This is a genomic window from Rhizobium cerradonense (assembly GCF_030182455.1).
Taxonomy (GTDB): domain Bacteria; phylum Pseudomonadota; class Alphaproteobacteria; order Rhizobiales; family Rhizobiaceae; genus Rhizobium.
Genome location: NZ_JAQJCK010000023.1, coordinates 21,317 through 46,377, shown reverse-complemented (window position 1 = coordinate 46,377; position 25,061 = coordinate 21,317). Strand labels below are relative to the sequence as shown.

The following is a 25,061-nucleotide window of genomic DNA, read 5'->3' as shown; positions in this document are numbered from 1 at the left end:
TTCAGAGCCCTCCGCCCGCAATCTGCTTTACAACGTCGAGAAGCATGTTGGCTCCAGCGACAAGATCCTCGTCCGGTGTCTTTTCCTTGGGATTATGGCTGATGCCGCCAAGGCTCGGCACGAAGATCATCGCCGAGGGGGCGATCCGCGCGATCATTTGCGCGTCATGGCCTGCGCCCGAGGTCATGCGGCGGACCGTGTGTCCGCGCTTCGTCGCTGCTTTCTCGATCAGCTCGACGATCTTGCCGTCGAACGTCACCGGCTGAAAGCGGGCGAGGCGCTCGACCTCGACAGACACGCCTTCCTCCTTCGCCACCTGCGCAAGGTAGGCTTCAAGGGCTGCTTCCTCTTGCTTGAGCCGATCCTCGTCCGGATCGCGAAGATCCACCGTGAATGTCGCGCGGGACGGGATGACGTTGATCGCATTCGGCTCGAAGCTCATGCAGCCGACCGTCGCCACCGTCGGAGTGTTCGAATTCTTGGCGCGCTCGCGCAGGAACGTGATGACCAGCGCGGCGGCATGTCCGGCATCGCGGCGCATGGAGATAGGCGTCGTTCCCGCGTGGTTCGCGTCGCCGCTGATCGTCACCCGCTGCCAGGAAATACCCTGCAGGTTCTCGACGGCTCCGATCTGGATGCCTTCGCGCTCGAGAACCGGACCTTGTTCGATATGCAGCTCGATATAGGCATGCGGCCGGATGAAGCCTGGTTCATGCTCTCCGTCGTAGCCGATGCGCCGCAGCTCCTCGCCCAGCTTCGTGCCATCCGTTCCGACCGTCGCAAGAGCCGTGTCGACATCGAGGCCGCCCGCGTAGACGAGCGACCCCATCATGTCGGGCGCGTAGCGCACGCCTTCCTCGTTGGTGAAAGCGGCGACTACGATCGGGCGCGACGGCTGGAAGCCCGCCGCGATAAGCGTTTCGATCACCTCGAGACCCGACAGAACGCCATAACATCCGTCATAGATGCCCGCGTTGATGACGGTATCGATGTGCGATCCGAGCATGAGCGGTGGCTCGTCGGAAACGGCAGTGGGCTTCCAGATACCGAATATGTTGCCGATGCGGTCGATGGCGACGTCCAATCCAGCCTGCTCGATCCACGAGACGAACTTGTCGCGTCCAAGCTTTTCTGTATCCGAAGCTGCGAGACGGACTAGCCGGCCGTCACCGCCACGACCGATGTCGCCGAGTTCCATGATTCGGCCGAGCAGCCGTTCGGAGTTGACGGAAATCTCGCACATCAGGCCACCTTTTCCTTTCTTGCGCTTTGGCCGGCGTTCTTCGCTGCAATGTCTGCCGGCGTTGCGCCGACAAACTTCTCGTAGAGAACGGGATCGGTCGCGCCCTCGGTGTTGATGAGGAAGACGCGGGACTGCGCATCAAGGCCGATCTTCGCCCGCAGTTCCGTGTCGGCAGCAAGCTTCAAAAGGCCGGCGAGGCCAACGCCGCCGCTCTCGCCGGCAACGACCGCCGGGTCTGATCCCCTGGGGTTTGCAAAAAGCTTCATCGCATCGATCGCGTCGGGGTCGTCAACCGTCATAAATGCATCCGCAGCATGCGACAGGATCCGCCATGCCACCAGCGACGGCTCGTAGCACTCCAGCATCGCCATCACGGTGGCTTCGCCATGATCGACCTTGACCAAATGTCCGGCGCGGGCCGTCTCGAAGATGCAGGCTGCGCGGGAGGGATCGACGACCACGAAGAAGGGGCGATTGTCGCCAAAAAGGACGGAGAAGTGGCCAGCAACCGTAGCGGCGATGCCGCCCACGCCTGCCTGCACAAAAACATGGGTCGGCGGTTCCGGTATGTAGCGGAGCGCCTCGGTCAGCAGCGCGGTGTAGCCCTGCATGACGAAGCCTGGAATGCGCTCGTAGCCGGGCCATGACGTGTCGGAGACTGTGATCCAGTTGTTTTCCTCTGCCACGCGGGCGGCTTCCCGGACGGAGTCATCATAGTTGCCGTCGACGCGGACCATGTCTGCGCCGAAACGGGCGATTGCGTCGATGCGCTCCTTGCTGACGCCCGAATGAACGAAGATCGAGCATTTGGCACCAACGAGCTGCGCGCCCATGGCGACGGAACGCCCATGGTTGCCGTCCGTCGCGCAGGCGACCGTCATTTGCGATGCAATGGATCTCACATCGTCGCTCTGAAGCTCCGCCACGCCGACTTCGCGGCCGAGGCGCTTCGAAGCCTCCTCCAGTACGAGCCTGATCACAGCATAGGAACCGCCGAGTGCCTTGAAGCTGCCGAGGCCGAGGCGATGGCCTTCATCCTTTACCATGATCGAACCGATCCCGATCTCACGTGCGAGATCCGGCAGCGACACCAGAGGAGTTGCCTCGTAGTCTTCGCGATGATGCAGGAAGTGCTCGACCGTCTTGGCGGCTTCGACCCCCAGAATCTCGGCGTCGACGGTTTCGAGCGGCTTGCGATAGTCGGCGTGTTTGTTCAGGAGCAGCATCGGGACATCCTTTCGAAATTAATCCTGTCCTGATAATTACTTCATTGCCTGCGAGAAATGCGCTGTATTTTTATGCCTATAATGAAACATTCGCTCGATTGGCCAGCCGATTTGGCCTAATTTTGAGCCGATTGGAAAATGTACTCCTCGCAAAGGAAATACGGATGACTGACAAGCATTCTGCAGAAGCCGTGGAGCTCGACCGTTTCGACCTCGCCATCCTGCAGATTCTTCAGAAGGACAACAAAACGCCGCAGCGCTCGATCGCAGAGGCAATCGGCCTGTCGGCTCCCGCCGTGCAGCGCCGCATCAAGCGTATGGAGGAGGTGGGCACGATCGTTGCCAATGTCGCTGTCGTCGAGCCGTCGCATGTGCGCCACGAGATTACGGTGTTCGTCGAGGTGGAGATGCACAACGAGTTCGCCGCCACGCATGACGCAACGAGGAAATCCTTCGCGGAAGCCCCGGAAGTTCAGCAGTGCTACTATGTGACAGGCGAGGTGGATTTCATTCTTCTCGTGGTTGTCAGGACGATGGCCGATTACGACGCCCTGACGAGGCGGTTGTTCTTCGCCAACAAAAACGTGAAGCGGTTCCGCAGCTTTGTCACCATGGACAGGGTGAAGGTCGGATTGAGCATTGCTCTGGATCCCAAACGCGATCGGAGCTAGCGGATGATACGCCTTTCAGCACATCGCACGCCAAGGCAAGCCGCGCGTTGATGTGCAGTAACGGCCGCTATCAAGTGCGTCGAGGTAGCCTACCGTAATTTACCAACAATCCTGCGTATCTTACTACGAGGCTTGGTTCGCCTGTCCTATGATCCTTCGAACAGCGGAGGGTCACGTCATGACTGGTGAGGAAAAATCTGAATCCCATCCTTCGATGATCAGTGCGGAAGAATTACGCAAGCGCGCGCTTGAGCTGCAACTCGTGGAGATGCAGCGCGATGAGAAGATCAGAGCGCGTGAGGCCGAAAAACATGCCGAGTTCGTCGAGAACTTCTTTCAGAAACATGTCAGCGAGAAGGAGCGGGAGGTCATTCGCCGCGTGGTGATGAAGGCCGTCGCCGACGGGAAGGTCGAAGCATTGATCTACAGCTTCCCTTCCGACTTCTGCACCGATAGCGGTCGCGCCATCAACAGCAACCGCTCCGATTGGCCTTCGACTCTCCAGGGAAAAGCCAAGGAACTCTACGACCTCTTCAATGAAGTTGCTCGTCCTCAGGGCTACGGCCTCACCGCCGCAGTCATCAATTTTCCGGGCGGCGTGCCTGGCGACATCGGCTTTTTCCTGAATTGGGAGGCGCCGGTCGTCTGATCCCCTATAGAATTGGCGACCGACATGTCCGGCTCCAGCAGTGGTTGGAGCGCAGCAGCGACGGCTGAATTTACCGACGAAGTTCCAGGCGCAACGCCGAGAATATCGGCAATGGGGGCGGCGCATGAGGACAAGAGAGATCGAGCGAAGGTTTCTTGTCCGAAACGATGATTGGCGACGCAAAGCTGTGGCTGCAAGTGAATTGCGCCAGGGCTATCTTCTGTGCGATGCCCACAAGTCGCTTCGTATACGCCTGGTGGATGGCCGGGCGGCTTTCCTGACCGTGAAGTTCAAACGGCAGGGTATCGTCCGCGATGAGTTCGAATATGCCATTCCGCTCCTGGAAGCGGAAGAATTGCTTGAACGCGCAATCGGCGCCGTGATTGAGAAATCTCGCTATAGGGTTCCCGCCGGCAAATTCACCTGGGAAATCGACGTCTTCCACGGCGCGCATTCCGGCCTGACGATTGCCGAGATCGAGTTGTTCAGCGAGACGGATCGGCCGGTGCTGCCGCGCTGGCTGGGACCCGAGATCACAGGGGACGCCCGATATTCCAACCGGACCCTGGCGACAATGATTTTGGATCGGTCGGCACAGCTTCGCCTCTTCGGCGCCAAGAGTGCCATGATCACAGACGAGGTTTCAGACTCTATTCGCCGGCTATCGTCCAATTATGGTCCGGATTGAACTCTTTGATGGACGCGGCAATCTCTGCCGTATTCTCGCCGAGGTCGCGTTCGTAGATCACGCTCTGGTCGCTAATCATGAATGTCTGCACGCCCGTTTCACGATACTTTACTGGCCAGGCGATGAGCGCAAAGCCGTCGGTCATGTTGCCGTTGACGATGTAGCTATGCCGGCCACCGAAGACGTTCGGGCCTTGGCCGGTCAGGATACGATAGCGGTAGCCGAAATAGCCTTCGCCCTTCAGCGCCTTTCCGAATGCCGCATTTTCGATCAAAGCGCTGGCCGGGCTTGCGTCCTCGTCCGTCTCGGCCACCCAGTAAAGGCCGTTCTTCCGTCCCTGGTCGCTGATCAGCACCTGGGCGTATTCGTAGACGCCGTCACCATCCCTGTCTTCGCTGGCGTAAATGCGCTGGGCCATGACATAATCATGCATCGTCTGGATGGTCTGCAACTCGTTTTCGCCGATGCGCCGATTGAGGATTTCTTCCAGACCCGCTTTCGTGTCGAATGCCCATTTGCCATCCTCGCGTTTCACCAGAGGAAACGGCAGCGGCCAGAGCTTGTCTCCGATCGCGATGATCTTGCGGTCCCAGATGTCCTGCACGGCCACTTGCCTGGCCGCGCCTTCCTTGATGAGGCCGAGGGCGGCCATGGCTTCTTCGCTCGCCTTCAGCTTGGCGGCATCGAGCCCCAGCAACTTTGCCAGACCGTCGACATCGTTGGACGTCAGCACCGTCTTGAGGCGATCGATAGCCTCCGACGACTGATCGAATTCAGCCGACTTCTCATGTGAGGCAAAACCCGCGAGCCTTTGCCGGTCCTGCGCCTCGCCGACTTGCCAGCTTGATAAGGAAACGACCGAGGCCACAAACATCAATATGGGCAACTGCATTCTGCGCGTCGTTCTCATCGCCTGCCTCCCCAAAAAATATCGCGTCTATCTCCGGCCTCTACCGCCGCCGCCTCTGCCGCCACCGCCTCTGCCGCCACCATGCGGCATTGGACGTCCACCGCCGCGATGCATTGATCTGGGGGGCGGTCGGTGCGCTGCTCCCATGCTTTGACGGCCACGCTGGGACGCCATCATCTCCCGACGGCCGGACGAGACGTTGCCAAGGGCCGAAGGCTGGCGTCCTCTGTTGTCGGGTCTTGAAGCCAGCTTCTGCTGGCCCGAGCGAGCTGCGGCTGCCTTCGTACCTCGATTTGCGCCCGTCGCCGCCTTTGGAGACCGGGGCTCGGCCCGTGCGACGTTCGCCGGCCGGTTGGCACCTTGGCCAGTTCGGGCGGCACCCTGGCCAGCCCGGGCGGTCGGTTTCTGTTTCAATCCTTGCGCGGTGTCCCTGCGGACATCGGCCGCGCGATTGACGCGATCAGCCGCAGAACCACTGCGTTCCCGATTGAGGCTCTCCGCCCGGCTGCGCAAATCGTTGCCACCTTCGGACCGGAGATTGTTTCCGATGGCGGACCGATCCATCTTTGCGAGCTGGTCCTTGCCGATGCTCAATTTGCTGCGATCGACATTCTTCCAATCGACATCATTCCATTTGACCTTGCCGTTGAAATTGCGGTTGTTGAAGCAATTGTTGCAGTCGATATCGACGTCACCGCGCCAATTGCCGCCCCATACGCCCCAATCGTTCCAGTTGACGGCGGCAGCCCACGCTACGCCCGTAATCGCGGCTGCGAAAAAGGTTGCTCCCGGGTAGTAATAGCTGGGATAGGAATCCGAATAATAGCCAATCGGTTCGGAAGCGTAGCCGGGCTCATAGAGCATTTCCGGCGCATACTGGGGAACGTAAATCTTCTCCGGATTGGTTGGCTGGATAATGACATTGTCGTTTTCGGTAACGACGGTAATCTTGTCATCACTCTTGATGATTTTTTTTGCCACTGCCTCGTCGCGCAATTGCTGGATGGCGACCAGAACGTCCTTTTGCTGGTTCGTCAGGGCATCTCCGAACGCCTGGGTCCACTCCAGGTCATCGCTCATCATCTTGACGACTTCCGGATAGTTCAGCAGCGAAATGACGCTGCCGTCCCAGTCGCTCTTGGGCTTTAGATCCGCATTCTTTTTCTTCGCCTCCAGGAAGCGTTGGGCTTCGACGATCTGAAGCGGGAAAAGCGATGCTGCCGAGATGGCCGCGACAAGCTCGTCCGGATAGAGAGCGATGCGTGCGACGAGCACTTCCAGCTCGTCATCGGAAAGTAGCGCGGGCGCATTTTCTGCTGCTTGCGCCGGTGGGGCGCTGCTCGCGGATGTTTGTGAGTAGGCGGGAAATTGTGCCTGAATCGCTAGAAGCGACACCGCTGACAATCCAAAGACGAGCTCTCGAAGTTTCATCCCCATAGCGATCTCTCCCCATAGCGATCTGCGGGACATGCCGCTTTTCTGATACTGCTTTTCGCTCTGAAGCTCCGTCCCGATCAGCGCTGCAGGCCGTATCGAGAGGAGCGGGCTTTCCCCCAAAATAAGGCCCCTTGCAGAGCCCAACTGCCTGCAACTGCTTGCATCGCGCTCGGCGCCGCTTCCATTGGTCCGACTTTCGGCCGCAACCATAATATTGCAGTCGATTACATTAGGTATGTATAATACAAGAAGTTACGCAGCACTGGTCAGCCGGGCATCGAGGGTTGCACGTCGCGCAGTGCGGACAGCACCGCATTGGACGAGATTGAGCGGTCAGAAGAGCGACATTCCTTTTAGAGAACAATGGCGAAGGCGCCGGCCGGATTGGTTGTTGAGTCACATTGCGCCAATAACGGTAGGTATGAACTTACTTTCGCTACGGCAATGGCTGTTGCGCAGGCCCTCGCTCACGTGCGAGCGTGCTGCCGTAGCTATATCTCATCGAGCAAAGTGCGGCCCGTTATTTCTGAACGGCACCTCTTTCGAACCGGCGGCGCGAATTTGCTTTTCCAGTAGCGGCATCAATTCTTCGATCGCCTCGGACGGATGGCGTTCGTATCGGCTTCGATGCGGCACGCGGATGTTACGCGATGCTACACGCGCTGTGACAGCAGCCGCGTTAAAATCCTGTCTGTTTATCAAGAAGAGGACGAACCGTTGGCCGAGCTATGCCTTCGCCAAGCATCGATCAAGCGTTTGGACGCATATGAGGCGGGCTCAGCTTTTTCGATTGGCGTCCTTTGTGGGCGGGAGTTGTAAGATGGCCGTCAGTTTTCATCTGCCCATATTGCGAGGCTTGGGCGGCTTTCAATCCGATTGGCTGCGCAGCGACATTCCCGCCGGCCTGTCGATCGCCGCGGTCGGCTTGCCCAGCGCCATTGCCTATCCCGCCATTGCCGGGCTCCCGCCTGAAACTGGAATTTATGCCAGCATTGTAGCCCCGATTGCCTACGCGCTCTTCGGGCCGTCGCGATTATTGGTGGTTGGGCCTGATGCTGCCACGATGACGGTGCTTGCCGCTGCCATGGGCGTGGTGGTCTCTTCCATGCCCGAAGGCGCTCCGGTGGATCGAGTGGCGATTGCCGCTGCCCTCGCTTTGGGCGTTGGGTGCTTCTGCTTTGCTGCGCGGTTATTGCGCCTTGGTGTTTTGGCGAGCTTTCTCTCTCGGCCGATCCTCGTTGGTTTCTTCGCCGGCGTGTCGCTGTCCATCCTTGTCGGCCAGATCAATCGATTCACGGGCGTGCGCATCGAATCGGACGGTCTGCTGGCGCCGATTGCCGAGATACTTCGCAAAAGCGCATCCATCCATTGGCCCTCGCTGCTGTTTGGGCTCGCGATGTTCTGCCTGCTATGGATAGTCAAAGCGACGCAATCCCGTATTCCAGGGCCTGTGCTCGTCGTTGTGGTATCCTGCCTCCTATCCGCTATCTTCGATTTTCAGGGGAGAGGGATTGCCGTGATCGGCGACATTCCTCGCGGGCTTCCGTCGATCAGCTTTCCGTCAATTTTGCAGATGCCGCTCGATAAGATCGCCTTGGGATCGGCTGCGGTCTTCCTCGTCAGTTTCGGCGCAGGCATTGTGGCTGCCCGGAGTTTCGGAGCGCGCACGGGCGAAGAGGTCGATGCCAATCAGGAATTGATCGGCCTGGGCGCTGCAAACATCGCTCCTGGCTTGTTTGGGTCTTTCCCGATCAGCGTTTCGGACTCGAGAACGGCAATCAATCTTTCGGTGGGCGGCCGCTCGCAGGCTGCCGGTCTGGTGTCCGCGGCGACGCTGATTGCGGCTCTTGTCTTCCTGCACAGCGCATTGCGCATTCTGCCAATCCCTGCTCTTGCGGCCATCCTCGCGACCGCTGCGATCGGTCTTATCGACGTTCATGAGCTGAAGAGGATCTGGCAGATCAGCAGAATGGAGTTCGTCTTCGCGCTGATCGCCATGTGGGGCGCCATCAGTTTCGGTGTCTTGAATGGCGTCGTCGTCGCCATCGTTGCGACGCTGATCTATCTCCTGCGCAAGACGATGTTTCCCCATGACGCGCTTCTCGGGCGCATCCCCGGCCGGGATGGCTTTTACGATATGCGGCGGTTTCCCGATGCCACGGGGATCCAGGGCACGGCGATATGCCGGATCCAGGGCAGCGTCTTGTTCTACAATGCGGATTACGTTCGCACGCGATTGCGCGACATCGCCAGGAACCTCACGCCGGACACGCGGCATTTCGTGCTCGATGCCGGCGCAATAGTCCATCTCGACAGCACGGGCGCTGCAGCGCTCGACGCGGTTCAAGCGGCCTTGCAGGAGCAGGGCGTCGTCTTCTGCGTCGCGGAGTTGAACGCCGAGGCCAAGGCGCTGCTGCAACGAGCGGGTGTTGTCGACCGCATCGGTGTGACGAGTTTCTTTGATGACAAAGAGGATGCCATCCGGTCGTTCCGCCTTCAGGAAGTGTGACGCAGGCAGGAGCGAGACGGAGCATCACAGATATCGCAACTCAGGGAGGGAAGTCATGAACAAGATGTATGATCCCAATCGCGAAGGGGAAGCGGATAGCGGCGGAAAGAAGAAAAAGCGCACCAAGGATTATGAGAAGGAAATCGCGAAACTGCAGGTCGAACTGGCGCATCTGCAGGCTTGGGTCAAAAATTCTGGCGCTCGCATCGTGATCATCTTCGAGGGTCGCGATGCCGCCGGCAAGGGCGGCACGATCAAGCGCCTCACGGAGCGCGTCAGTCCGCGGGTGTTTCGCGTGGTTGCCCTGCCGGCACCCAATGACCGTGAAAAATCACAGATCTATATGCAGCGCTACATTGCTCATCTCCCGGCCGCGGGCGAAGTCGTCATCTTCGATCGTAGCTGGTATAACCGCCCTGGCGTCGATCGTGTCATGGGTTTCTCCACGGAAAAGAAGGCCCGTCGTTTCCTTGAACTCGCTCCGCGTTTCGAGGCTGCCATCGTCGAAAGCGGCGTAATTCTGCTGAAGTATTTCCTGACCGTTAGCGAACATGAGCAGGAGCGTCGCTTCAGGAGGCGGATCGACGATCCGGTGCGGCAATGGAAGCTAAGTCCGATGGACTTGGAATCCTACCGCCGCTGGTGGGACTACACACGGGCCTATGACGAAATGATCAGAATGACGGATACGCAGCATGCGCCCTGGTGGATCGTGCCTTCGGACGACAAGAAGAAGGCGCGCATCAATTGCATCTCGCATATTCTGAAATCGATCCCCTATGAACGGGTAAAGTTCGAGAAACCTGAACTGGGCAAACGACAGAAGCGGCCTTCGGACTATGTCGAGGACGACGGCGTCCGCCATATCGTGCCGGACCTTGTCTGGTAAGCTGTAGAATCCGCCGGGGCTTTGTGCCATGCAATCGATCTCAGCACCGCCCGTACAGGAAGTTGCGGCAGACACCGGCAGCGTCCGGTCGAGCTCGAATTCCGCTGACGCGCGCATAAGCGAGTTTATCCGACTGGGTGTCGTCGGTCTTTTCGCCTATTGGTCCTTTACGATCGTCGCTCCCTTCATCTTGATCTTCGCCTGGGCGGCGATCCTGGCGGTGGCCCTTTTTCCTCTCTTTGAACTGTTAAGGAGATTGCTTGGCCGCCGCGGCATTGCCGCGGCAGTCCTGATAGTCGTCGCGTGCCTCGCGATCGTGATCGCGCCGCTTGCGGCTATCTTGTTCAGCTTCGCCGACGGTACGCGCGCGCTTCTGACCGGCCTGAAAGAAGGGACTGTTGTCTTGCCTTCGGCGCCTCAGAGCATAAGGGCCTGGCCATATGTCGGGGAGCGCGCCTTTGAGATTTGGAACTACGCCATCGCCAACTTTACGGTGATGCTAAAGCAGTTCCAGGAGCCGATAAAGGCAGCTGCAGGCGTCATTCTGGAGAGAACGGCGGCTCTTGGGGGCGGTGTGCTCAGTTTCATTGCATCCGTGCTGTTGTGCGGCTGCTTCCTGGTTGCAAGACAGCAACTGGTGATGTCGGTGAACCTTGTCGTTGCTCGGATCGCCGGCAACAGAGGAACCGATTTCGTTCGTCTGGCAAGTATGACTGTCCGCAATGTTTCCCGTGGTATCATCGGCATCGCATTGCTGCAAACGCTGCTCTGTGGGCTTATCTTTTTTCTCTTCGACGTTCCGGCAAAAGGCGCTCTGACCTTCGTAGTCTTCGTATTCTGCATCATCCAGATCGGACCAGGTATCGTGCTGCTGCCCCTGGTCATTTGGGCCTGGTTCACCTGGCCATTCCCGGATGCTTTGCTGTTCACGCTTCTCGCAGTGCCGGTCACCGTTCTCGACAATATTTTAAAGCCGATTTTGATCTCGCGCGGTCTATCCACGCCGATGCCCCTGATCTTGCTTGGCGTTATTGGAGGAGCTTTGGCGCACGGTTTGGTAGGCTTGTTTCTCGGCCCGGTGGTTCTTGGCGTTTTCTATGATCTGTTCGTGGCCTGGACGAGCCCCACCCTTCCTGCCGGTGACAATTCTCCCGAAACCTCGCAAGAGGTGGCTGTTTCCTGACCGTAAGCTGAGCCTTCCTGCCGCCAAGTTGCCCACCCGTATCATACGGGCGAAGGAAGGCACCATCGCGTAAGTTACTACCAATGCCAGAGCTGCCGCCTATGATCCGATGGCCGCTTCGGAGCGATGGTCCGAACGGAGGCTGCCGGCGTGCGATCAGGTGCACCGTTCGATTGGAAAAATGCATGCTTAGAAGGTCTCTGGTTGTTCTGCTTTCAGTCCTTTCAGGATGCGGTCATCCGAGCGGCGTAATGACGCCGGTGACGCTTTCGGCATCGGCGCCGCCCACTGCGAAGGTGGACATGCTCGTCGCAACCACCCGCCAGCCCTCCGGCGATCCGGCCACGCTGTTCAATGGCGAGCGCAGTCCGAAGCCCTATTTGACGGAGGTAGCGGTCTCGATCCCGCCCAAACGCCAGCCTGGCACCGTGCAGTGGCCGCATCGGCTGCCGCCCAATCCAGCAACCGACTTCGCCGTCATCCGCGTGAAGCAATTGGAGACGGTCGCGGAGGGTCGAGCATGGTTCCGTCAGCACGTCGTCGGCGGACACGCGCTCGTTTTCATTCATGGCTTCAACAACAAATACGAGGATTCCGTCTTCCGGCTGGCCCAGATCGTCCATGACAGCGGAATGCAAGCGACGCCGGTCCTCTTCACATGGCCCTCCAGGGCTCAACTCATCGCCTATCAATATGACAAGGAAAGCACCAATTATTCACGAACCGCGCTTGAGCAGGCGCTTCACACGCTCGCTGCGGATCCGGATGTAAAGGACATCACCATTCTCGCCCACTCGATGGGAACGTGGCTCGCCATGGAGTCCCTCCGGCAGATGGGCATCCGCGATGGCCATGTGAACCCTAAGATCCACAATGTTATTCTCGCATCGCCGGACATCGACATCCAAGTCTTCGCCAAACAGTATGTGGAGATGGGGGCGCCGAGGCCGAAGTTCACCATCTTCGTGTCTCAGGACGATAAGGCGCTCGCGGTGTCGAGCTTTATCACGGGAAGGGTCTCCCGCTTGGGTGCGATCAACCCGACGGAAGAGCCCTATCGAACGAAACTCGAAAAGGCGGGAATTACGGCAATCGACCTGACAAAGGTCAAATCCGATGACGCACTGAACCACGGCAAGTTCGCGGAAAGTCCGGAAATAGTCCAGCTCATCGGCAAAAGGCTGATGACCGGTCAGCCGCTTACGGATTCGAACGTAACGCTCGGGCAGGGCATCACGGCTGTCGTCGGCGGTACGGTATCGAATATCGGCACGGTTGCCGCCGCGGCTGTTGCTGCTCCTGCTACCATAGTCGAGCAGCCGTTGCGGCCAAGGAGGAAGCAGCCGGCTCCCGAAGGTACGCTCCAAGGTGATCTCCAACCGCAGCAGCTAGTGAAATAACCCGCCGCCCGATGCCGTTGGCTGAATGCCCGCTGCGGAGCAATTCTCATGATTTCCGAACCAATTCATGGGCTGCATCGGTTCAATTTGGTGATGCGCTACGACTTGGGGCGCCCGGACTGCGGTCGTAAGATCACAAGCTTCGAATTGCGAATTGCATCGCGAATTTCACCGGAAAGAGCATCGACGAGTCCGGCATATTCCTGGCGCCGCGCTTCCCGGACATTGTCGGGGAGATCGTCCACCCGCGTCAGCGTTTCGACGGCGGCTGCAAGGTCTTCGCACATGCTGCGAAAAGTTTCGTCTACGCTAAAGAGCTGTTGTACCCGCGCGACCTCATGAGGAAAGCGCACCTCGACAATTTGGAGCGCGGACAAATGCGTTGAACTATTTTTTCCCGATATCATCCCCGCCCCGCTCGTCATGATCACGTCAAGCAGATTGAGACATTATATTGCCACTACCTTAATTAGAGGCGTAATATACATGAACATACAAGGGCGATAAGACGACCGCTACGGTCGCAGGGGGACACCATGCAGAGCGCTTGGGCAAGCGGCGGAGACGACACGTCGTCTCCTGAGATGTGGGAGATCCGAGAGCAGCTTCAGCGAATCCTCTCAAGTGAAGAGTTCCTGGCACCGGAGCGGGGCCGCAGGTTTTTGGAATATGTCGTTGAAGAGACGCTGGGCGGACGGGCTGATTATCTCAAGGCTTACACGATTGCACAGGAGGTTTTTGCCCGGGATGCATCGTTTGATGCTCAGAACGATCCGGTCGTCAGAATAGAAGCCGGCCGGATTCGTCGCGGCCTCGAACGCTACTATCTGGTTGCCGGGTGGGCCGACCGGATTATCATCACCATACCGAAAGGTGCCTATATACCTTGTTTCCGGTATGCGACTGCTGCTGACAGGCTGGCCGATCGGCCCGATCCCGACAATGTCCTGGAATCTCCGGCCGAAGTGCAGAAGCCGGTGATTGTGGCCGATCGCACGGATAGGGCAGCTCCGCCCGTGTGGCTGTGGTATGCGATTCCAGCGGCGATAGTCTTGACGACGTTCGTCGCCATTATCCCGCCGTTGAGCACGTTCTTCTTTTCGTCGCACAGGGCTCAAAATGCCGCTCCGGCTCCGGCATCTGGAAGCGTTCCCAAAGTTCTGGTCGAACCGTTCGAAGAAATTTCAAAGCAGGGCGGATCCGCCGACATCGCCCGGGGGCTTACGGACGAAGTCATTGGCGAGCTTGCGAAGTTCAAGGAAGTTGCCGTCATTGCAAAAGAGCCGTCTTCCAGCCCGGACATACGGGTGGAAGAACCGCGCTTTGCGCTGCAGGGAGGTATACGCGTCGAGGGAAACAAGCTTCGGCTTACGGCCAGACTTGTCCGTCGTTCAGATGGATCGGTGACTTGGGCGAACAATTACGACAGGGACCTTCGAGTGCAGGATATACTTGAGGTCGAAGCCGATATCGCACGGCGCGTCGCGACGGCTGTCGCCCAGCCTTACGGCCTGATCTACCAGGCCGACGCCGCACGTTTAGCCCAATCTCCGCCCGACGACTGGGATGCTTATGCATGCACCTTGTCCTATTATAATTATCGGATCGACCTGAATCCGCAAAACCATGCCGCCGTGCAGGACTGTCTCAAGCGCACGACCGAGCGTCTTCCGGCTTATGCAACCTCGTGGGCATTGCTCTCTCTGACCTATCTGGACGAGATTCGCTTCCAATACCGGCTGGACATGCCGCAATCACCACATCCGTTGACGCTTGCTCTTGAAACCGCCAAGCGTGCGGTGGAAATCGACCCTCAGAATGCTCGGGCGTTGCAGGCATTGATGCTCGCGAACTTCTTCAACGGCGATGTCGACGCCGCATTAAGGGAGGGAGCCGCCGCCTATGCGATCAATCCGAACGACACGGAAGTTGCCGGAGAATATGGATTCAGGCTCGCCTTCTCAGGAAAATGGGAAACGGGTTGCGAACTGATGTCGAGTGCCATCAGCAGAAACCCAGGCCCGATTGGATATTATGAAGTGGGCATGGCACTTTGCGCCTATATGCGGCGGGACTATCAGGCGGCCGAGCTTTGGGCACGTATGGCAGATCTCAAATATAATCCGATGCACCATCTCGTGCTGCTTGCGATCCTTGGCGCGGAGGGCAAGCTCGACGAAGCCGGCCGAGAACAGGACTGGCTCAAATCGAATGCGCCCGCACTCCTGACCAATATTCGTAGGGAAGTCGCAATACGGCTGCAGCGCCCATCGGACCAAGAGCAATTCCTTTCAGGATTAAGATCGGCCGGCGTCACGGTTACCCCCTGAAATCAAGGTTTTGCTGAAAACTCTGCGGCTTGGCCAATAGACGATACGTGATGCTACAGGCGTTTGAGGTCTGGCGGCGTTACTATCTCCTCCTCGATGACGGCCGGTCGGCTCGGTCACACGGCCGAAAAGGAGGAACCGTGTTTCTCGACTATTTTGCACTTGGGGTGCTGATTTTCATGGTGGTCACTCTCTTCTATGCAGTGATCGCGATTCACGACATCCCGCATCTGATCGCCAAGGCTCGCAACCACCCTCACCAGGATGCCATTCATGTTGCCGGTTGGGTCAGCCTGTTCACCCTGCACGCGATTTGGCCGTTTCTCTTCATTTGGGCAACCCTCTACCGGGAGGACCGCGGTTGGGGAATTCGGCCCGATGGCAAGCTTTCGCGCGAAGCCGAAGCAAATGCCGAAATCGCACGTCTTCATGCCCGGATCGCTGAGCTCGAAGCGCAACCGTCGTCGGAGAGGGAGAAAGCCTGATGGATCTGCTCCTGATACTCACTTATGCCGCGATCTGCTTTACGATCTTTAAGGTGTTCCGGATCCCGGTAAACCAATGGACACTCTCGACAGCGGTCCTGGGTGGCATCTTTTTGATCGGAGCCCTGCTGCTCATCATGAGCTACAATCATCCCTATTCCGGGGACGGGCGCATCTATTTCACTTCGGCGCCGGTCATTCCCGTCGTCGGCGGGCAGGTCGTGGAAGTCCCGGTCGAGCCTAACAAGCCGCTGAAGAAGGGCGATGTGCTCTTCCGCATTGATCCGCGACCCTACCAGTTTGTCGTCGATCAGAAGAAAGCGGCGCTCGCCGAGGCGAAGCAAACGGTCCTTCAATTGAAGGCTGCTCTCGACGCCGCCAATGCCGGAGTGGCCGGAGCGGAAGCCTCGCGAGATCGTGCGTTGCAGGCATTCGAGAAATTCCAGAACTCAAATGAGAACGCGAAATCCAGCGGCCGGGGTGCCGTCTATTCCGAACTGGAGGTCGAAAACCGGCGCGGTATCTATCTGACCGCCGAAGCCGCTGCAGATACGGCACGTGCCCAGGCTGTCCAGGCAAAACTCGCCTATGAATCCGAGATCAACGGTACGAACCCAACCGTCGCCCGGTTGACGGCGGAACTGGGCAATGCGGAATACGAGCTTGACCAGACGACAGTGCGTGCGCCCAGCGATGGTTATGTGACCCAGGTCTTCCTTCGTCCTGGCATGATGGCCAATCCGCTGCCACTCCGTCCGGTCATGGTCTTCATCAACAGCGAGGACCGGATGCTTGGCGCCGCCTTCATTCAGAACTCGTTGCAGCGCGTGCGTGTCGGCGACGACGCCGAAGTCGCTTTCAAGGCGGTTCCCGGCAAAATTTTCAAGGCACGCGTCGAAGAAGTCATCGACGTCATGGCCCAGGGACAGCTTCAGCCTAGCGGAGCGCTAATCGATCCGCAGTCGCCGGAGCGTACTGCACCGGGACAGACGCTGGCGCGCATCGAACTGCTCGAAAATACGGACAAATATCAATTGCCGGGAGGCGTCGTTGCGGAGGTCGCGGTCTATACCGAGCACTGGCATCACGTCGCCGTCCTCCGAAAGGTCCTTCTGCGCATGAGCAGTTGGATGAACTACGTCTTCCTGGAGCACTGAACGGCGAGGCATTCGCGCGGGGTGGGGCGTAGGGAGAAACAGAACCGGTGATGGAGATGGAGGGCTGCGCGTATGGGCAGCCCTGCCGCATGATCGGTTTCGCTGCGCCCTTGATATGAGATCACCGAGCCCCGATGCGCGATGCCCTAAATTCTCCAGCAGGAATTGCCCGGAACGAATTTCGGCGTCAGCACAAAATCCCGTGCCGGCTCGACGGCGCCTTCCGGATTGGTGATGCGGTGCATGAGGCGGCGGGCGATGATGCCGCCGAGCGCCAGTGTGTCCTGAACCACCATGGTAATGCGCGGCGTGATGACCGAACTCCATTGCACATTGTCGATCATGGCGAGCGAGATATCTTCGGGACAGCGGAACCCCAGCTCCTGCATGGCCTGTAATGCCGAAAGCGCCACGGTGTTGTTGGCTCCGAGGATTGCAGTGGGGCGCTCCGGCTGGATCAGCAGGCGCATCGCCGCCTCGTAGCCGGCGGTGCGCGTGAATTGCCCGTCGACGACGAAATTCGGGTTCACCTCAACGCCGGCATTGGCCATGGTCTCGGCAAAGCCGCGATAACGCTCCGTCGCCGTGTGCATATGGCTCGGGCCGGTGATGAAGGCGATGCGCTTGTGGCCAAGCTGAAGAAGATGCTCGGTCAGCATTGCGCCGGCGAGGTAATTGTCGGACCCGACGAAATCGCGCTCGATCCCGGCAACCTTCTGGTCGAAGCAGACGATCGGCACGTTCAGGCCTGCGATGAAATCGATATAGTTCTGATCATAACCTGACGGCGCAAGCGCCAGGCCGGCGGTCTTAAGGCCGATCAGGTGCTCGACCATCGCCCTCTCGCGATCCGTCTTGCCGGAGGAATCGGTGACGACGACGAAATGCTCGTGGTCGAGCGCATAGTTTTCCAGTTCGCGCCGGATATCCCCGAAAAACGGGTTGCCGACATTGCCGACGACGAAACCGATCATGCGACTGCGTCCGCGCGCAAGGCTTTGGGCAAGCGGGTCGGCAACGAAGCCGACCGCGGCAATCGCCTGGCGAATTTTCTCCAGCGTTTTCTGGCTGACCCGCGCCGGGTTGCTGAGCGCCAGGGACACCGTCGAGACGGATACGTCGGCGAGTTTGGCGACATCGCGAATTGTGGCCATGAATTTTTCGAACCGTTTCTATCGCCTTTTGCTTTCCGATCGAAGGTACTTCCATCGATGAATCGCTGTCACAAATCTAACATTTGTAGGCCATGAAGCAATATGCAGAAAGAGATTTCAACAGCGCGCTTGACATGCAGGGCAGGAGGATCAATGATTAAATCGAACCGGTTCGATTAAGCCGTAACACTTGGGAGGATAGTGTGACCGACGCAGCGATCAGTGGCGGCCGTGATGTGGCCGCCGATGGCAAAGCATGGTTTGGACACGACCGCTTCGGCATGTTCATCCACTTCGGGCTGTACGCCCTCGGCGCACGGCATGAATGGCTGAAGAACCGCGAGGAGTTCACCACCGAGGCCTATCAGAAGTATTTCGACAACTTTGATCCCGACCTTTACGACGCCCGCGAATGGGCGCGTCGCGCGCGCCAAGCCGGCATGAAATATGTCGTCCTGACCGCCAAGCATCACGAGGGTTTTTGCCTGTGGGACAGCAAGGTCACCGACTACAAGGTCACCAACACGCCCTATGGCAAGGACCTGATCGGCCCTTATGTCGAAGCGCTTCGCGCCGAGGGGCTGAAGGTCGGCTTCTATTATTCGCTGCTCGACTGGCATCATCCGGATTTCCCCATCGATGGGCATCACCCGCAGCGCAACCATCCCGACGCCGCCAAGCTCAATGAGGGCCGCGACGTCAAGCGTTATGCCAAGTACATGCGCGATCAGGTGACCGAACTTTTGACGAACTTCGGCAAGATCGACGTGATCTGGTTCGATTTCAGCTATCCCCGCCGCGTGTACAAGGGGCTGCCCGGCAAGGGCCGCGCCGATTGGGAGAGCGAAGACCTCATGAAGCTGGTGCGCCAACTACAGCCCGATATCATCGTCGGCGACCGCCTCGATCTTCCGCGCGACGCAGATCACATGCCCGATCTGGTGACGCCGGAACAATATACGCCGCGTATCGCTCCGACGGTTGCCGGATTGCCGGTGCGCTGGGAGGCCTGCCACACCTTCAGCGGTTCCTGGGGCTACTATCGCGACGAGACGAGCTGGAAGGATGCCGGTCAGCTCATCAACATCCTCATCGATACGGTTTCGCTCGGCGGCAATCTTCTGATGAATGTCGGCCCGACCGGCCGCGGCACGTTCGACGCCCGCGCCATCAAGGCGCTCGACACCTATGGCGAATGGATGCGGCTGAACGGTCGTGCGATCTACGGCGCCGGCCCCTCCACCTACAAGGCTCCGAGCGGCTGCCGCTTCACCCAGAAGGGCAATCGGCTCTATCTACACATCCAGACCTGGCCGTTCCGCCACATTCATATCGAAGGGCTGGGGCGTAAGGTCAAATATGCGCAGTTCCTGCATGACGCCAGCGAACTACATTGGCTCGATCCGGATGCCGATGTCGATTCCAATATCGGCGTCGCCGTTGGCGAGGGCATACTGAGCCTGGAGCTGCCGGTGCTCAAGCCGGATGTCGTCACGCCGGTCATCGAACTGATCCTCAAGGACTGAAGGAGATAGCGAAACCCAGCCGCCCGGTGCTGTCATGAGCCGCGAAGCCGAACTCATTGCCGCGATGACCCCCTTGATCGCTGATCTGGCCGAAGACGGCAATGGCGCCGTCGCGCTCGCCGGGTCGCGCGGCAAGGGGTGGTCGGATGCGCAATCGGATTTCGACTTCCGGGTCTATGCCGATGCCTATCGCGGACCGGAGGTTCGGCAAACCGAGGCGTGGCGGCGTTTCGAAGCGGCTCTGCAAAGCTGGCAGGCCGAGGGTATCCTCATGGATGGCGTCTGGATGCGCCGCTACGCAGGCGTGCAGCGCGATCTGGAATCCTGGCTTGCCGGCATGCCGGTGCCCAAAACCTTCGAATGGACGATCTGGGGCTATCACCTGCCGACAGATCTCGCCAGCCAGCAGATCATCGCCGATCCGCGCGGTCTGTTGACCGGCTGGAAGCGGCAACTGGCGGAGTATCCGGAAGCACTCAGGGCCTCCGTCCTCAGCCAGTACATGGATATTCTGCGCTACTGGGCCAGGGATTATCACTATGAGAGCAAGGTCGCTCGCCGCGATCTCGTCTTTCTCGTGGGGCTGACGGGCAAGCTTGCCAACGCCATTCTGCAGACGGTCTTTGCCCTCAACCGGGTCTATTTCCCGGGTGACGGCTGGAATCTGCCCATGGCAGCCGAACTCGAGCGGCTGCCCCCTGACTTCCTGCAGCGGATGACCGCCATTCTGGAGCCGGGACAAGGTTCGGACCCCTGGCGGCACCAACGAGCGGAACTGATCGGCCTGATCGCCGACCTGGAGGTTATGATCGCGGCCTGAACGAGCCGCAAGACCAAGCCGGAGGGGAGCGTCCGGAGTGTGATCAGCGTCACTGCAACCAAAGTCATTATGGAGGAGGAACCATCATGAAGCGTTCATTGATCTTTGCCGCCGCGCTTGCGGCGAGTTCACTACCTGGCATCGGCGCTAAGGCGCAGGATGCTCCCGTGACCCTTACCTGGCAGATGTGGGGCGAGCCAAACGATGCGCAGCTTTGGCAGCAATTGGCCGATCTCGTCACCCAGCAATATCCCAATATCAAGGTCCAGCTACAGCTTTCGGGATGGACGGATTATTGGACGCGCCTGCCGGTTCTGACGGCATCGGGCCAGGTCGCCGATATCGTCTCGATGCAGTCGATGCGTATGCCCAATTTCTATTCGATCCTCACGCCGCTCGACGACTACGTGAAGAACAGCGATGTGAAGGTGGCGGATTTCGAGACATCGATCATGTCCGGGCTCTCTCATGACGGCAAGCTCTACGCGCTGCCCTACGACGTCGGCCCTTGGATGGTCTTCTACAATCGCGACAAGTTTGCCGCCGCCGGCTTGAAGGAGCCTGCCAAGGACTGGACCTTCGATGACTTCAAGGCGGATGCCAAGACGCTGACGAAGGACGGAACCTATGGTTACGGCACCCAAGGCTTCGATTTTATTGCCGGCCCCGTCGCCCTCGGTGCGGAATACTTCAATTCCGATAATGAATTCGACCTGACCAATGCCGGCTTTGTCGATGCCTTTAGCAAATATGCCGATCTCACTGCCAAGGACAAACTCTCGCCCGTCTTTGCCTCGGCAGCCGATGCCTCCGCAGCAAGCGGCCGCTTCGCCTCGGGCAATGTCGCCATGTATATCGACGGTCCCTGGACGCTGATTACCGCGCAGGCCAACGTCAAGTTCAAGATCGGCATCGCGCCGCTGCCACGCGGAAGCGGCCCGTCGCGCTTCATCACGGCCGGCTCGGGCTGGGGCATTTCCGCCACCAGCCAGCACAAGGATGCGGCTTTCAAGGCGCTGCAGGTGCTGAGCGGTCCGAAGGCGGCCGAGATCCTCGGCTCGGCCGGGCGCGCGCTGCCGGCCCGCCTGGCGCAACAGACCGCCTGGTATGACGGCGCGGCCAAAAATGTCAGCGGCACCCGCGACACGCTGCAATATATGTTCGCCCACACCACGCCGTTCCGTATCAACGAGAAATGGAACCAGTTCGAGAATCTGGTGATGCAATATGTGCCGCTGGCGCTGACCGGAGACTCGAAGCCCGAGGGTGTGCTTAGCGACATTCAGAGCCAGCTTCCCTAGCCCCCAAGGGATCTGGCCTGCCTGCGGCCGGGCCTACCGGCTCGACCGCAGCGCCCTTGCCGGAAAGGAGAGGCCCATGATGCTGGGCAAACACACCGACATGATCGCAAGACCAAGGCCACGCTCGCGCAAATGGTTCAGAGGCGAGGGATGGACGGCCTTGTTCTTTCTGCTGCCGGGCCTGATCGGCATCGTCCTGTTCCTCGTCCTACCGATCCTAGCTTCGATCGCGCTCAGCTTTACCAATTGGCAATTGCTCGGCACGCCGCGTTTCGTCGGCATTTCCAATTACACGCGCCTGTTTACGACCGATCCGCAATTCTGGACGGTCATGCGCAACACTATCTTCTTCACGGTCGAATATCTGGTGCTGAATATCGTCATTTCGCTCGGGCTTGCGACGTGGATTTCGAGCCTGAAGATCGGGCAGCGCTGGTTCCGGGTGATCTTCTTCCTTCCGACCTTCACCCCGCTCATCGCGGTCGCCATGGTCTGGATGCTGATCTTCACCAGCGGCGGCCTTTTCGACAGCCTGATGGCGGCGTTGTCATTGCCATTCTCAGGCGTCCTCAACGATCGCACGGTCGCCATGCAGGCTGTGGTGCTCACATCGATCTGGGCTGGCGTTGGCTACAATACGGTTCTCTTCAACGCCGCTCTCGACATGGTGCCGGCGACCTATCTGGAAGCGGCGCGGATCGACGGCGCCACGGCCTGGGACCGTTTCTGGAAAATCCGCCTGCCGCTGATCTCTCCGACCTTGTTCTTCGGCACGGTGATGACGGCGATTACGTCGCTGCAGGTCTTCGACCAGATTTTCGTCATGACCAAGGGCGGGCCGGGATCGTCGACCGCAACGCTCGGCTACGCCATCTACCAGCGCGGCTTTCAGAATTTCCAGATGGGCTATGCCTCGGCAATCGCCTGGGTGATGTTCGCGCTGATCATGGCGCTGACCGCCCTGCAATTCTGGTTCCAGCGCAAATGGGTGCATTATGACGCTTAAGTCCAAAGCCAGAGCGCGCCGGAAGCTGGTGCTCGATATCATCAATCACGTCGCCCTTGCACTCGTGGCGATCGCCTTTCTGTTTCCCTTTTTCTGGATGGTCTCGAATGCGGTGCGCTCGAATGCCGAAGTGACGGCAATACCGGTGCGCATCCTGCCAGAGGTCTTCGAATGGGGTAATTTTGCCGCTGCCTGGACCAGGCTGCCCTTCGGCCGCTTCTTTCTCAACAGCGCCGTCATCGCCGTCTGCGTGACTGTTATCACCGTCGTCGTCTCCTGCCTTTCCGGCTACGCTTTTGCGCGGCTGAAGTTCAGAGGGCGTGAAACCTTGCTGCTGGGCTATATCGGCACGCTGATGGTGCCGCCGCTGATGCTGATCATTCCCCTGTTTCTGATCGTCAACAAGCTGGGCCTGGTCAACACTTTCCCCGGCGTGATCCTGCCGATCTCCTTCGGCACCTTCGGCGCATTCCTGATGCGGCAGTTCTTCCTCTCCATTCCCATGGAGCTGGAGGAAGCCGCAAGGATCGACGGCGCATCGCGCCTGCGTATCCTCATCAGCATCATCGTGCCCCTGTCCATGCCGGCGATCGGGCTGCTGTCACTGTTCACCTTCATCGGGCAGTGGAACAATTTCCTCTGGCCGCTGATCGTCATGACCGGCGCCGACAATGCCACGCTGCCCGTCGGTCTCACCCTGTTCCAGACGCAGCAGGGCACGCAATGGAACTATCTGATGGCGGGCGCCGCCCTTTCCATGCTTCCCGGGATCTTCCTTGCGATCATCCTGCAGAAGCTCATCTACAACAGCATCGCACTCAATGCGGGCATGGGCGGGCGTTGACGCACCGGCCGACATTATCGGGAGAGATCCATGGCGAAACTGACTATTCGCAACGCCATCAAACGCTACGGCGCGCTCGAAGTGCTGCATGGCGTCTCCGTCGCTGCACAGGACGGGGAATTCGTGGTGCTGGTCGGCCCCTCGGGCTGCGGCAAATCCACTTTGCTGCGCATGATCGCCGGGCTTGAAAGCATCAGCGACGGTGAGATCGAAATCGGCGACCGCATCGTCAACGATCTCGAACCCAATGAGCGCGATATCGCCATGGTGTTCCAGTCCTACGCGCTCTATCCGCATATGACCGTACGCGACAACATGGCCTTTTCGCTGAAGCTCGCGCGCCGCAGCAGGCAGGAGATCGAGCAGAAGGTGAGTGATGCCGCCGCGATCCTCGACCTCGCCGCACTCCTCGATCGCTATCCGCGGCAATTGTCCGGCGGGCAGCGCCAGCGCGTGGCAATGGGCCGAGCCATCGTCCGCAACCCGGCGGTCTTCCTCTTCGACGAGCCGCTTTCCAATCTCGATGCGAAACTGCGCGTGCAGATGCGTACGGAGATCAAGACGCTGCACCAGCGGCTCGGCACCACCATGGTCTACGTGACGCATGACCAAATGGAGGCCATGACCATGGCCGACCGCATCGTCGTGATGCGTGGCGGGCATATCGAGCAGATCGGCTCGCCGCTCGAAATCTACGATGCACCGGCCAACAGCTTCGTCGCCGGCTTTATCGGATCGCCATCGATGAACTTCATAGACGGCCTCGTTGTCGAACGGGGCGGAGCCATGGAATTGCAGGCCGCGGAAAATCTGCATTGGCCGCTGCCGGAAAGCGCCCGCCTCCATCTCGGTCGATCCGTCCAGCTCGGCATCCGGCCGGAACACATCGCCGTCGATGCAGATGGCGTGCAGGCCAAGGTGATCATCATCGAACCCACGGGCTCCGACACGCATCTGCAATTGCAAGCCGGGACCCACTCCATCGCCGCCGCCGTGAGGGATCGCCCTCCCGTAGCCACAGGCCAGGCGATCCAGCTCAAAATCGACACCACAAAGGCACACCTGTTCGACCCATCGAGCGGCGAACGGCTCGTTTAAGGGATGGCTATGGCTTAGTAATAGCAGATGGGGTGCAAGCCCTCCCCAAGTCTTAAAACTTGCGCTTCATCCTGTCACGCGGCGATATTCTCGACGTATATTTAGGGTTGGCGATGCGGGCATCATCCGTATCGCGGGTCTCCAAATCGTCCAGTATGGGGCAGCCCGGACGGTCGTCCCCCGTGCACTTCGTCGCCAGCTCCTCAAGGGTTGCGGCCATCTGCTCCAGTTCCTGAATTTTAAGCCGAAGCTCGGCGATGTGGGCAAGCGCAATCCGTTTGACATCGGCACTTTGCCGTTCGCGGTTGACCCACAGATCTAGAAGCGTCTGAATTTCCGCAACCGGAAAGCCGACATCCCGCGCGCGGCGGATGAAGCGCAACACGTGGACATCATCCTCCGAATAGTCGCGATAACCTGAAGCCGTACGATCGGCCGCCTGAATGAGGCCGGTTTGTTCGTAATAGCGGATCATCTTGGCCGATACGCCCGATGCCTTCGCCGCCTGTCCGATATTCATGAGTTTTCTCCTGCG

General features: G+C 59.1%; 23 protein-coding genes. 16 read left to right on the top strand and 7 right to left on the bottom strand.

What is annotated here, in order from left to right; translation table 11 throughout:
- Position 1: 1 nt before the first annotated feature.
- On the bottom strand, positions 2 to 1,243 hold the full coding sequence (locus PH547_RS29825) for a Zn-dependent hydrolase (RefSeq protein WP_285170254.1): 1,242 nt from the start codon (positions 1,241 to 1,243) through the stop codon (positions 2 to 4).
- Complete coding sequence (locus tag PH547_RS29820; protein WP_285170253.1) at positions 1,243 to 2,469, bottom strand: diaminopropionate ammonia-lyase; 1,227 nt, start codon at positions 2,467 to 2,469, stop codon at positions 1,243 to 1,245. The genes PH547_RS29825 and PH547_RS29820 overlap by 1 nt, the downstream gene beginning before the upstream one ends.
- Before the next feature lie 164 nt (positions 2,470 to 2,633).
- On the opposite strand from PH547_RS29820, the gene PH547_RS29815 reads away from it, so the two are divergent.
- The 3 genes from PH547_RS29815 (at position 2,634) to PH547_RS29805 (ending at position 4,477) form a co-directional block, all read left to right on the top strand.
- Entirely contained in the window at positions 2,634 to 3,140 is a 507-nt protein-coding gene (locus PH547_RS29815) for an Lrp/AsnC family transcriptional regulator (protein ID WP_285170252.1), read from the top strand.
- Positions 3,141 to 3,318: 178 nt separating this feature from the next.
- On the top strand, positions 3,319 to 3,789 hold the full coding sequence (locus tag PH547_RS29810; RefSeq protein WP_260304334.1) for a hypothetical protein: 471 nt from the start codon (positions 3,319 to 3,321) through the stop codon (positions 3,787 to 3,789).
- Positions 3,790 to 3,913: 124 nt separating this feature from the next.
- Positions 3,914 to 4,477, top strand: coding sequence for a CYTH domain-containing protein (locus tag PH547_RS29805; RefSeq protein ID WP_285170251.1), 564 nt, complete (start codon positions 3,914 to 3,916; stop codon positions 4,475 to 4,477).
- Here the strand turns inward: PH547_RS29805 and PH547_RS29800 are convergent.
- Positions 4,440 to 5,387, bottom strand: a complete 948-nt coding sequence (locus tag PH547_RS29800; protein ID WP_283052268.1) for a DUF2950 family protein — start codon at positions 5,385 to 5,387, stop codon at positions 4,440 to 4,442. The two genes, PH547_RS29805 and PH547_RS29800, sit on opposite strands and share 38 nt — an antisense overlap.
- Before the next feature lie 27 nt (positions 5,388 to 5,414).
- Positions 5,415 to 6,818 carry a DUF3300 domain-containing protein gene (locus tag PH547_RS29795; RefSeq protein ID WP_285170273.1) on the bottom strand — a complete coding sequence of 468 codons (1,404 nt, stop codon included), beginning with the start codon at positions 6,816 to 6,818 and terminating at the stop codon, positions 5,415 to 5,417.
- Between the two features lie 826 nt (positions 6,819 to 7,644).
- On the opposite strand from PH547_RS29795, the gene PH547_RS29790 reads away from it, so the two are divergent.
- From PH547_RS29790 to PH547_RS29775, 4 genes are all read left to right on the top strand, one after another.
- A complete protein-coding gene (locus PH547_RS29790; RefSeq protein ID WP_285170250.1) occupies positions 7,645 to 9,333 on the top strand; it encodes a SulP family inorganic anion transporter in 1,689 nt (562 codons plus the stop codon).
- Positions 9,334 to 9,388: 55 nt separating this feature from the next.
- Positions 9,389 to 10,222, top strand: coding sequence for a polyphosphate kinase 2 (ppk2, locus tag PH547_RS29785; RefSeq protein ID WP_260304330.1), 834 nt, complete (start codon positions 9,389 to 9,391; stop codon positions 10,220 to 10,222).
- Positions 10,223 to 10,250: 28 nt separating this feature from the next.
- Complete coding sequence (locus PH547_RS29780) at positions 10,251 to 11,405, top strand: AI-2E family transporter (protein WP_285170249.1); 1,155 nt, start codon at positions 10,251 to 10,253, stop codon at positions 11,403 to 11,405.
- 185 nt (positions 11,406 to 11,590) lie between these two features.
- Positions 11,591 to 12,805, top strand: a complete 1,215-nt coding sequence (locus PH547_RS29775) for an alpha/beta hydrolase (protein ID WP_260304328.1) — start codon at positions 11,591 to 11,593, stop codon at positions 12,803 to 12,805.
- 98 nt (positions 12,806 to 12,903) lie between these two features.
- Here the strand turns inward: PH547_RS29775 and PH547_RS29770 are convergent, their stop codons facing one another.
- Entirely contained in the window at positions 12,904 to 13,212 is a 309-nt protein-coding gene (locus tag PH547_RS29770; protein ID WP_285170272.1) for a hypothetical protein, read from the bottom strand.
- A 129-nt stretch (positions 13,213 to 13,341) separates the two neighbouring features.
- Between PH547_RS29770 and PH547_RS29765 the strand changes: the two genes are divergently transcribed.
- From PH547_RS29765 to PH547_RS29755, 3 genes are all read left to right on the top strand, one after another.
- Positions 13,342 to 15,135: a hypothetical protein gene (locus PH547_RS29765; protein ID WP_285170248.1), complete on the top strand. Its 1,794-nt coding sequence runs from the start codon at positions 13,342 to 13,344 to the stop codon at positions 15,133 to 15,135.
- A gap of 140 nt (positions 15,136 to 15,275) precedes the next feature.
- Positions 15,276 to 15,620, top strand: a complete 345-nt coding sequence (locus PH547_RS29760; protein WP_260304326.1) for a DUF3302 domain-containing protein — start codon at positions 15,276 to 15,278, stop codon at positions 15,618 to 15,620.
- Positions 15,620 to 16,777, top strand: coding sequence for an HlyD family secretion protein (locus tag PH547_RS29755; protein WP_285170247.1), 1,158 nt, complete (start codon positions 15,620 to 15,622; stop codon positions 16,775 to 16,777). The genes PH547_RS29760 and PH547_RS29755 overlap by 1 nt, the downstream gene beginning before the upstream one ends.
- Positions 16,778 to 16,923: 146 nt before the next feature.
- On the opposite strand, the gene PH547_RS29750 is transcribed toward PH547_RS29755, so the two are convergent.
- On the bottom strand, positions 16,924 to 17,931 hold the full coding sequence (locus PH547_RS29750) for a LacI family DNA-binding transcriptional regulator (RefSeq protein ID WP_285170246.1): 1,008 nt from the start codon (positions 17,929 to 17,931) through the stop codon (positions 16,924 to 16,926).
- A 203-nt stretch (positions 17,932 to 18,134) separates the two neighbouring features.
- On the opposite strand from PH547_RS29750, the gene PH547_RS29745 reads away from it, so the two are divergent.
- The 6 genes from PH547_RS29745 to PH547_RS29720 all read left to right on the top strand — a co-directional run bounded on the left by PH547_RS29745 (position 18,135) and on the right by PH547_RS29720 (position 24,526).
- Complete coding sequence (locus tag PH547_RS29745) at positions 18,135 to 19,457, top strand: alpha-L-fucosidase (protein WP_285170245.1); 1,323 nt, start codon at positions 18,135 to 18,137, stop codon at positions 19,455 to 19,457.
- Between the two features lie 34 nt (positions 19,458 to 19,491).
- Positions 19,492 to 20,277 (top strand): DUF4037 domain-containing protein, encoded by a 786-nt coding sequence (locus PH547_RS29740; protein ID WP_285170244.1) that lies wholly within the window; start codon positions 19,492 to 19,494, stop codon positions 20,275 to 20,277.
- Positions 20,278 to 20,363: 86 nt separating this feature from the next.
- Positions 20,364 to 21,578, top strand: a complete 1,215-nt coding sequence (locus tag PH547_RS29735) for an ABC transporter substrate-binding protein (RefSeq protein ID WP_260304323.1) — start codon at positions 20,364 to 20,366, stop codon at positions 21,576 to 21,578.
- Between the two features lie 100 nt (positions 21,579 to 21,678).
- On the top strand, positions 21,679 to 22,584 hold the full coding sequence (locus PH547_RS29730) for a carbohydrate ABC transporter permease (protein WP_483315595.1): 906 nt from the start codon (positions 21,679 to 21,681) through the stop codon (positions 22,582 to 22,584).
- The gene (locus PH547_RS29725; protein ID WP_285170243.1) at positions 22,574 to 23,428 is read left to right on the top strand and encodes a carbohydrate ABC transporter permease; all 855 of its coding nucleotides are present in this window, start codon (positions 22,574 to 22,576) and stop codon (positions 23,426 to 23,428) included. Before PH547_RS29730 ends, PH547_RS29725 begins: the two co-directional genes overlap by 11 nt.
- A 30-nt stretch (positions 23,429 to 23,458) precedes the next feature.
- Positions 23,459 to 24,526, top strand: coding sequence for an ABC transporter ATP-binding protein (locus PH547_RS29720; RefSeq protein ID WP_285170242.1), 1,068 nt, complete (start codon positions 23,459 to 23,461; stop codon positions 24,524 to 24,526).
- A 52-nt stretch (positions 24,527 to 24,578) separates the two neighbouring features.
- Here PH547_RS29720 and cueR read toward each other — a convergent pair whose 3' ends face one another.
- On the bottom strand, positions 24,579 to 25,046 hold the full coding sequence (gene cueR, locus PH547_RS29715; RefSeq protein ID WP_104827365.1) for a Cu(I)-responsive transcriptional regulator: 468 nt from the start codon (positions 25,044 to 25,046) through the stop codon (positions 24,579 to 24,581).
- Positions 25,047 to 25,061: the final 15 nt, after the last annotated feature.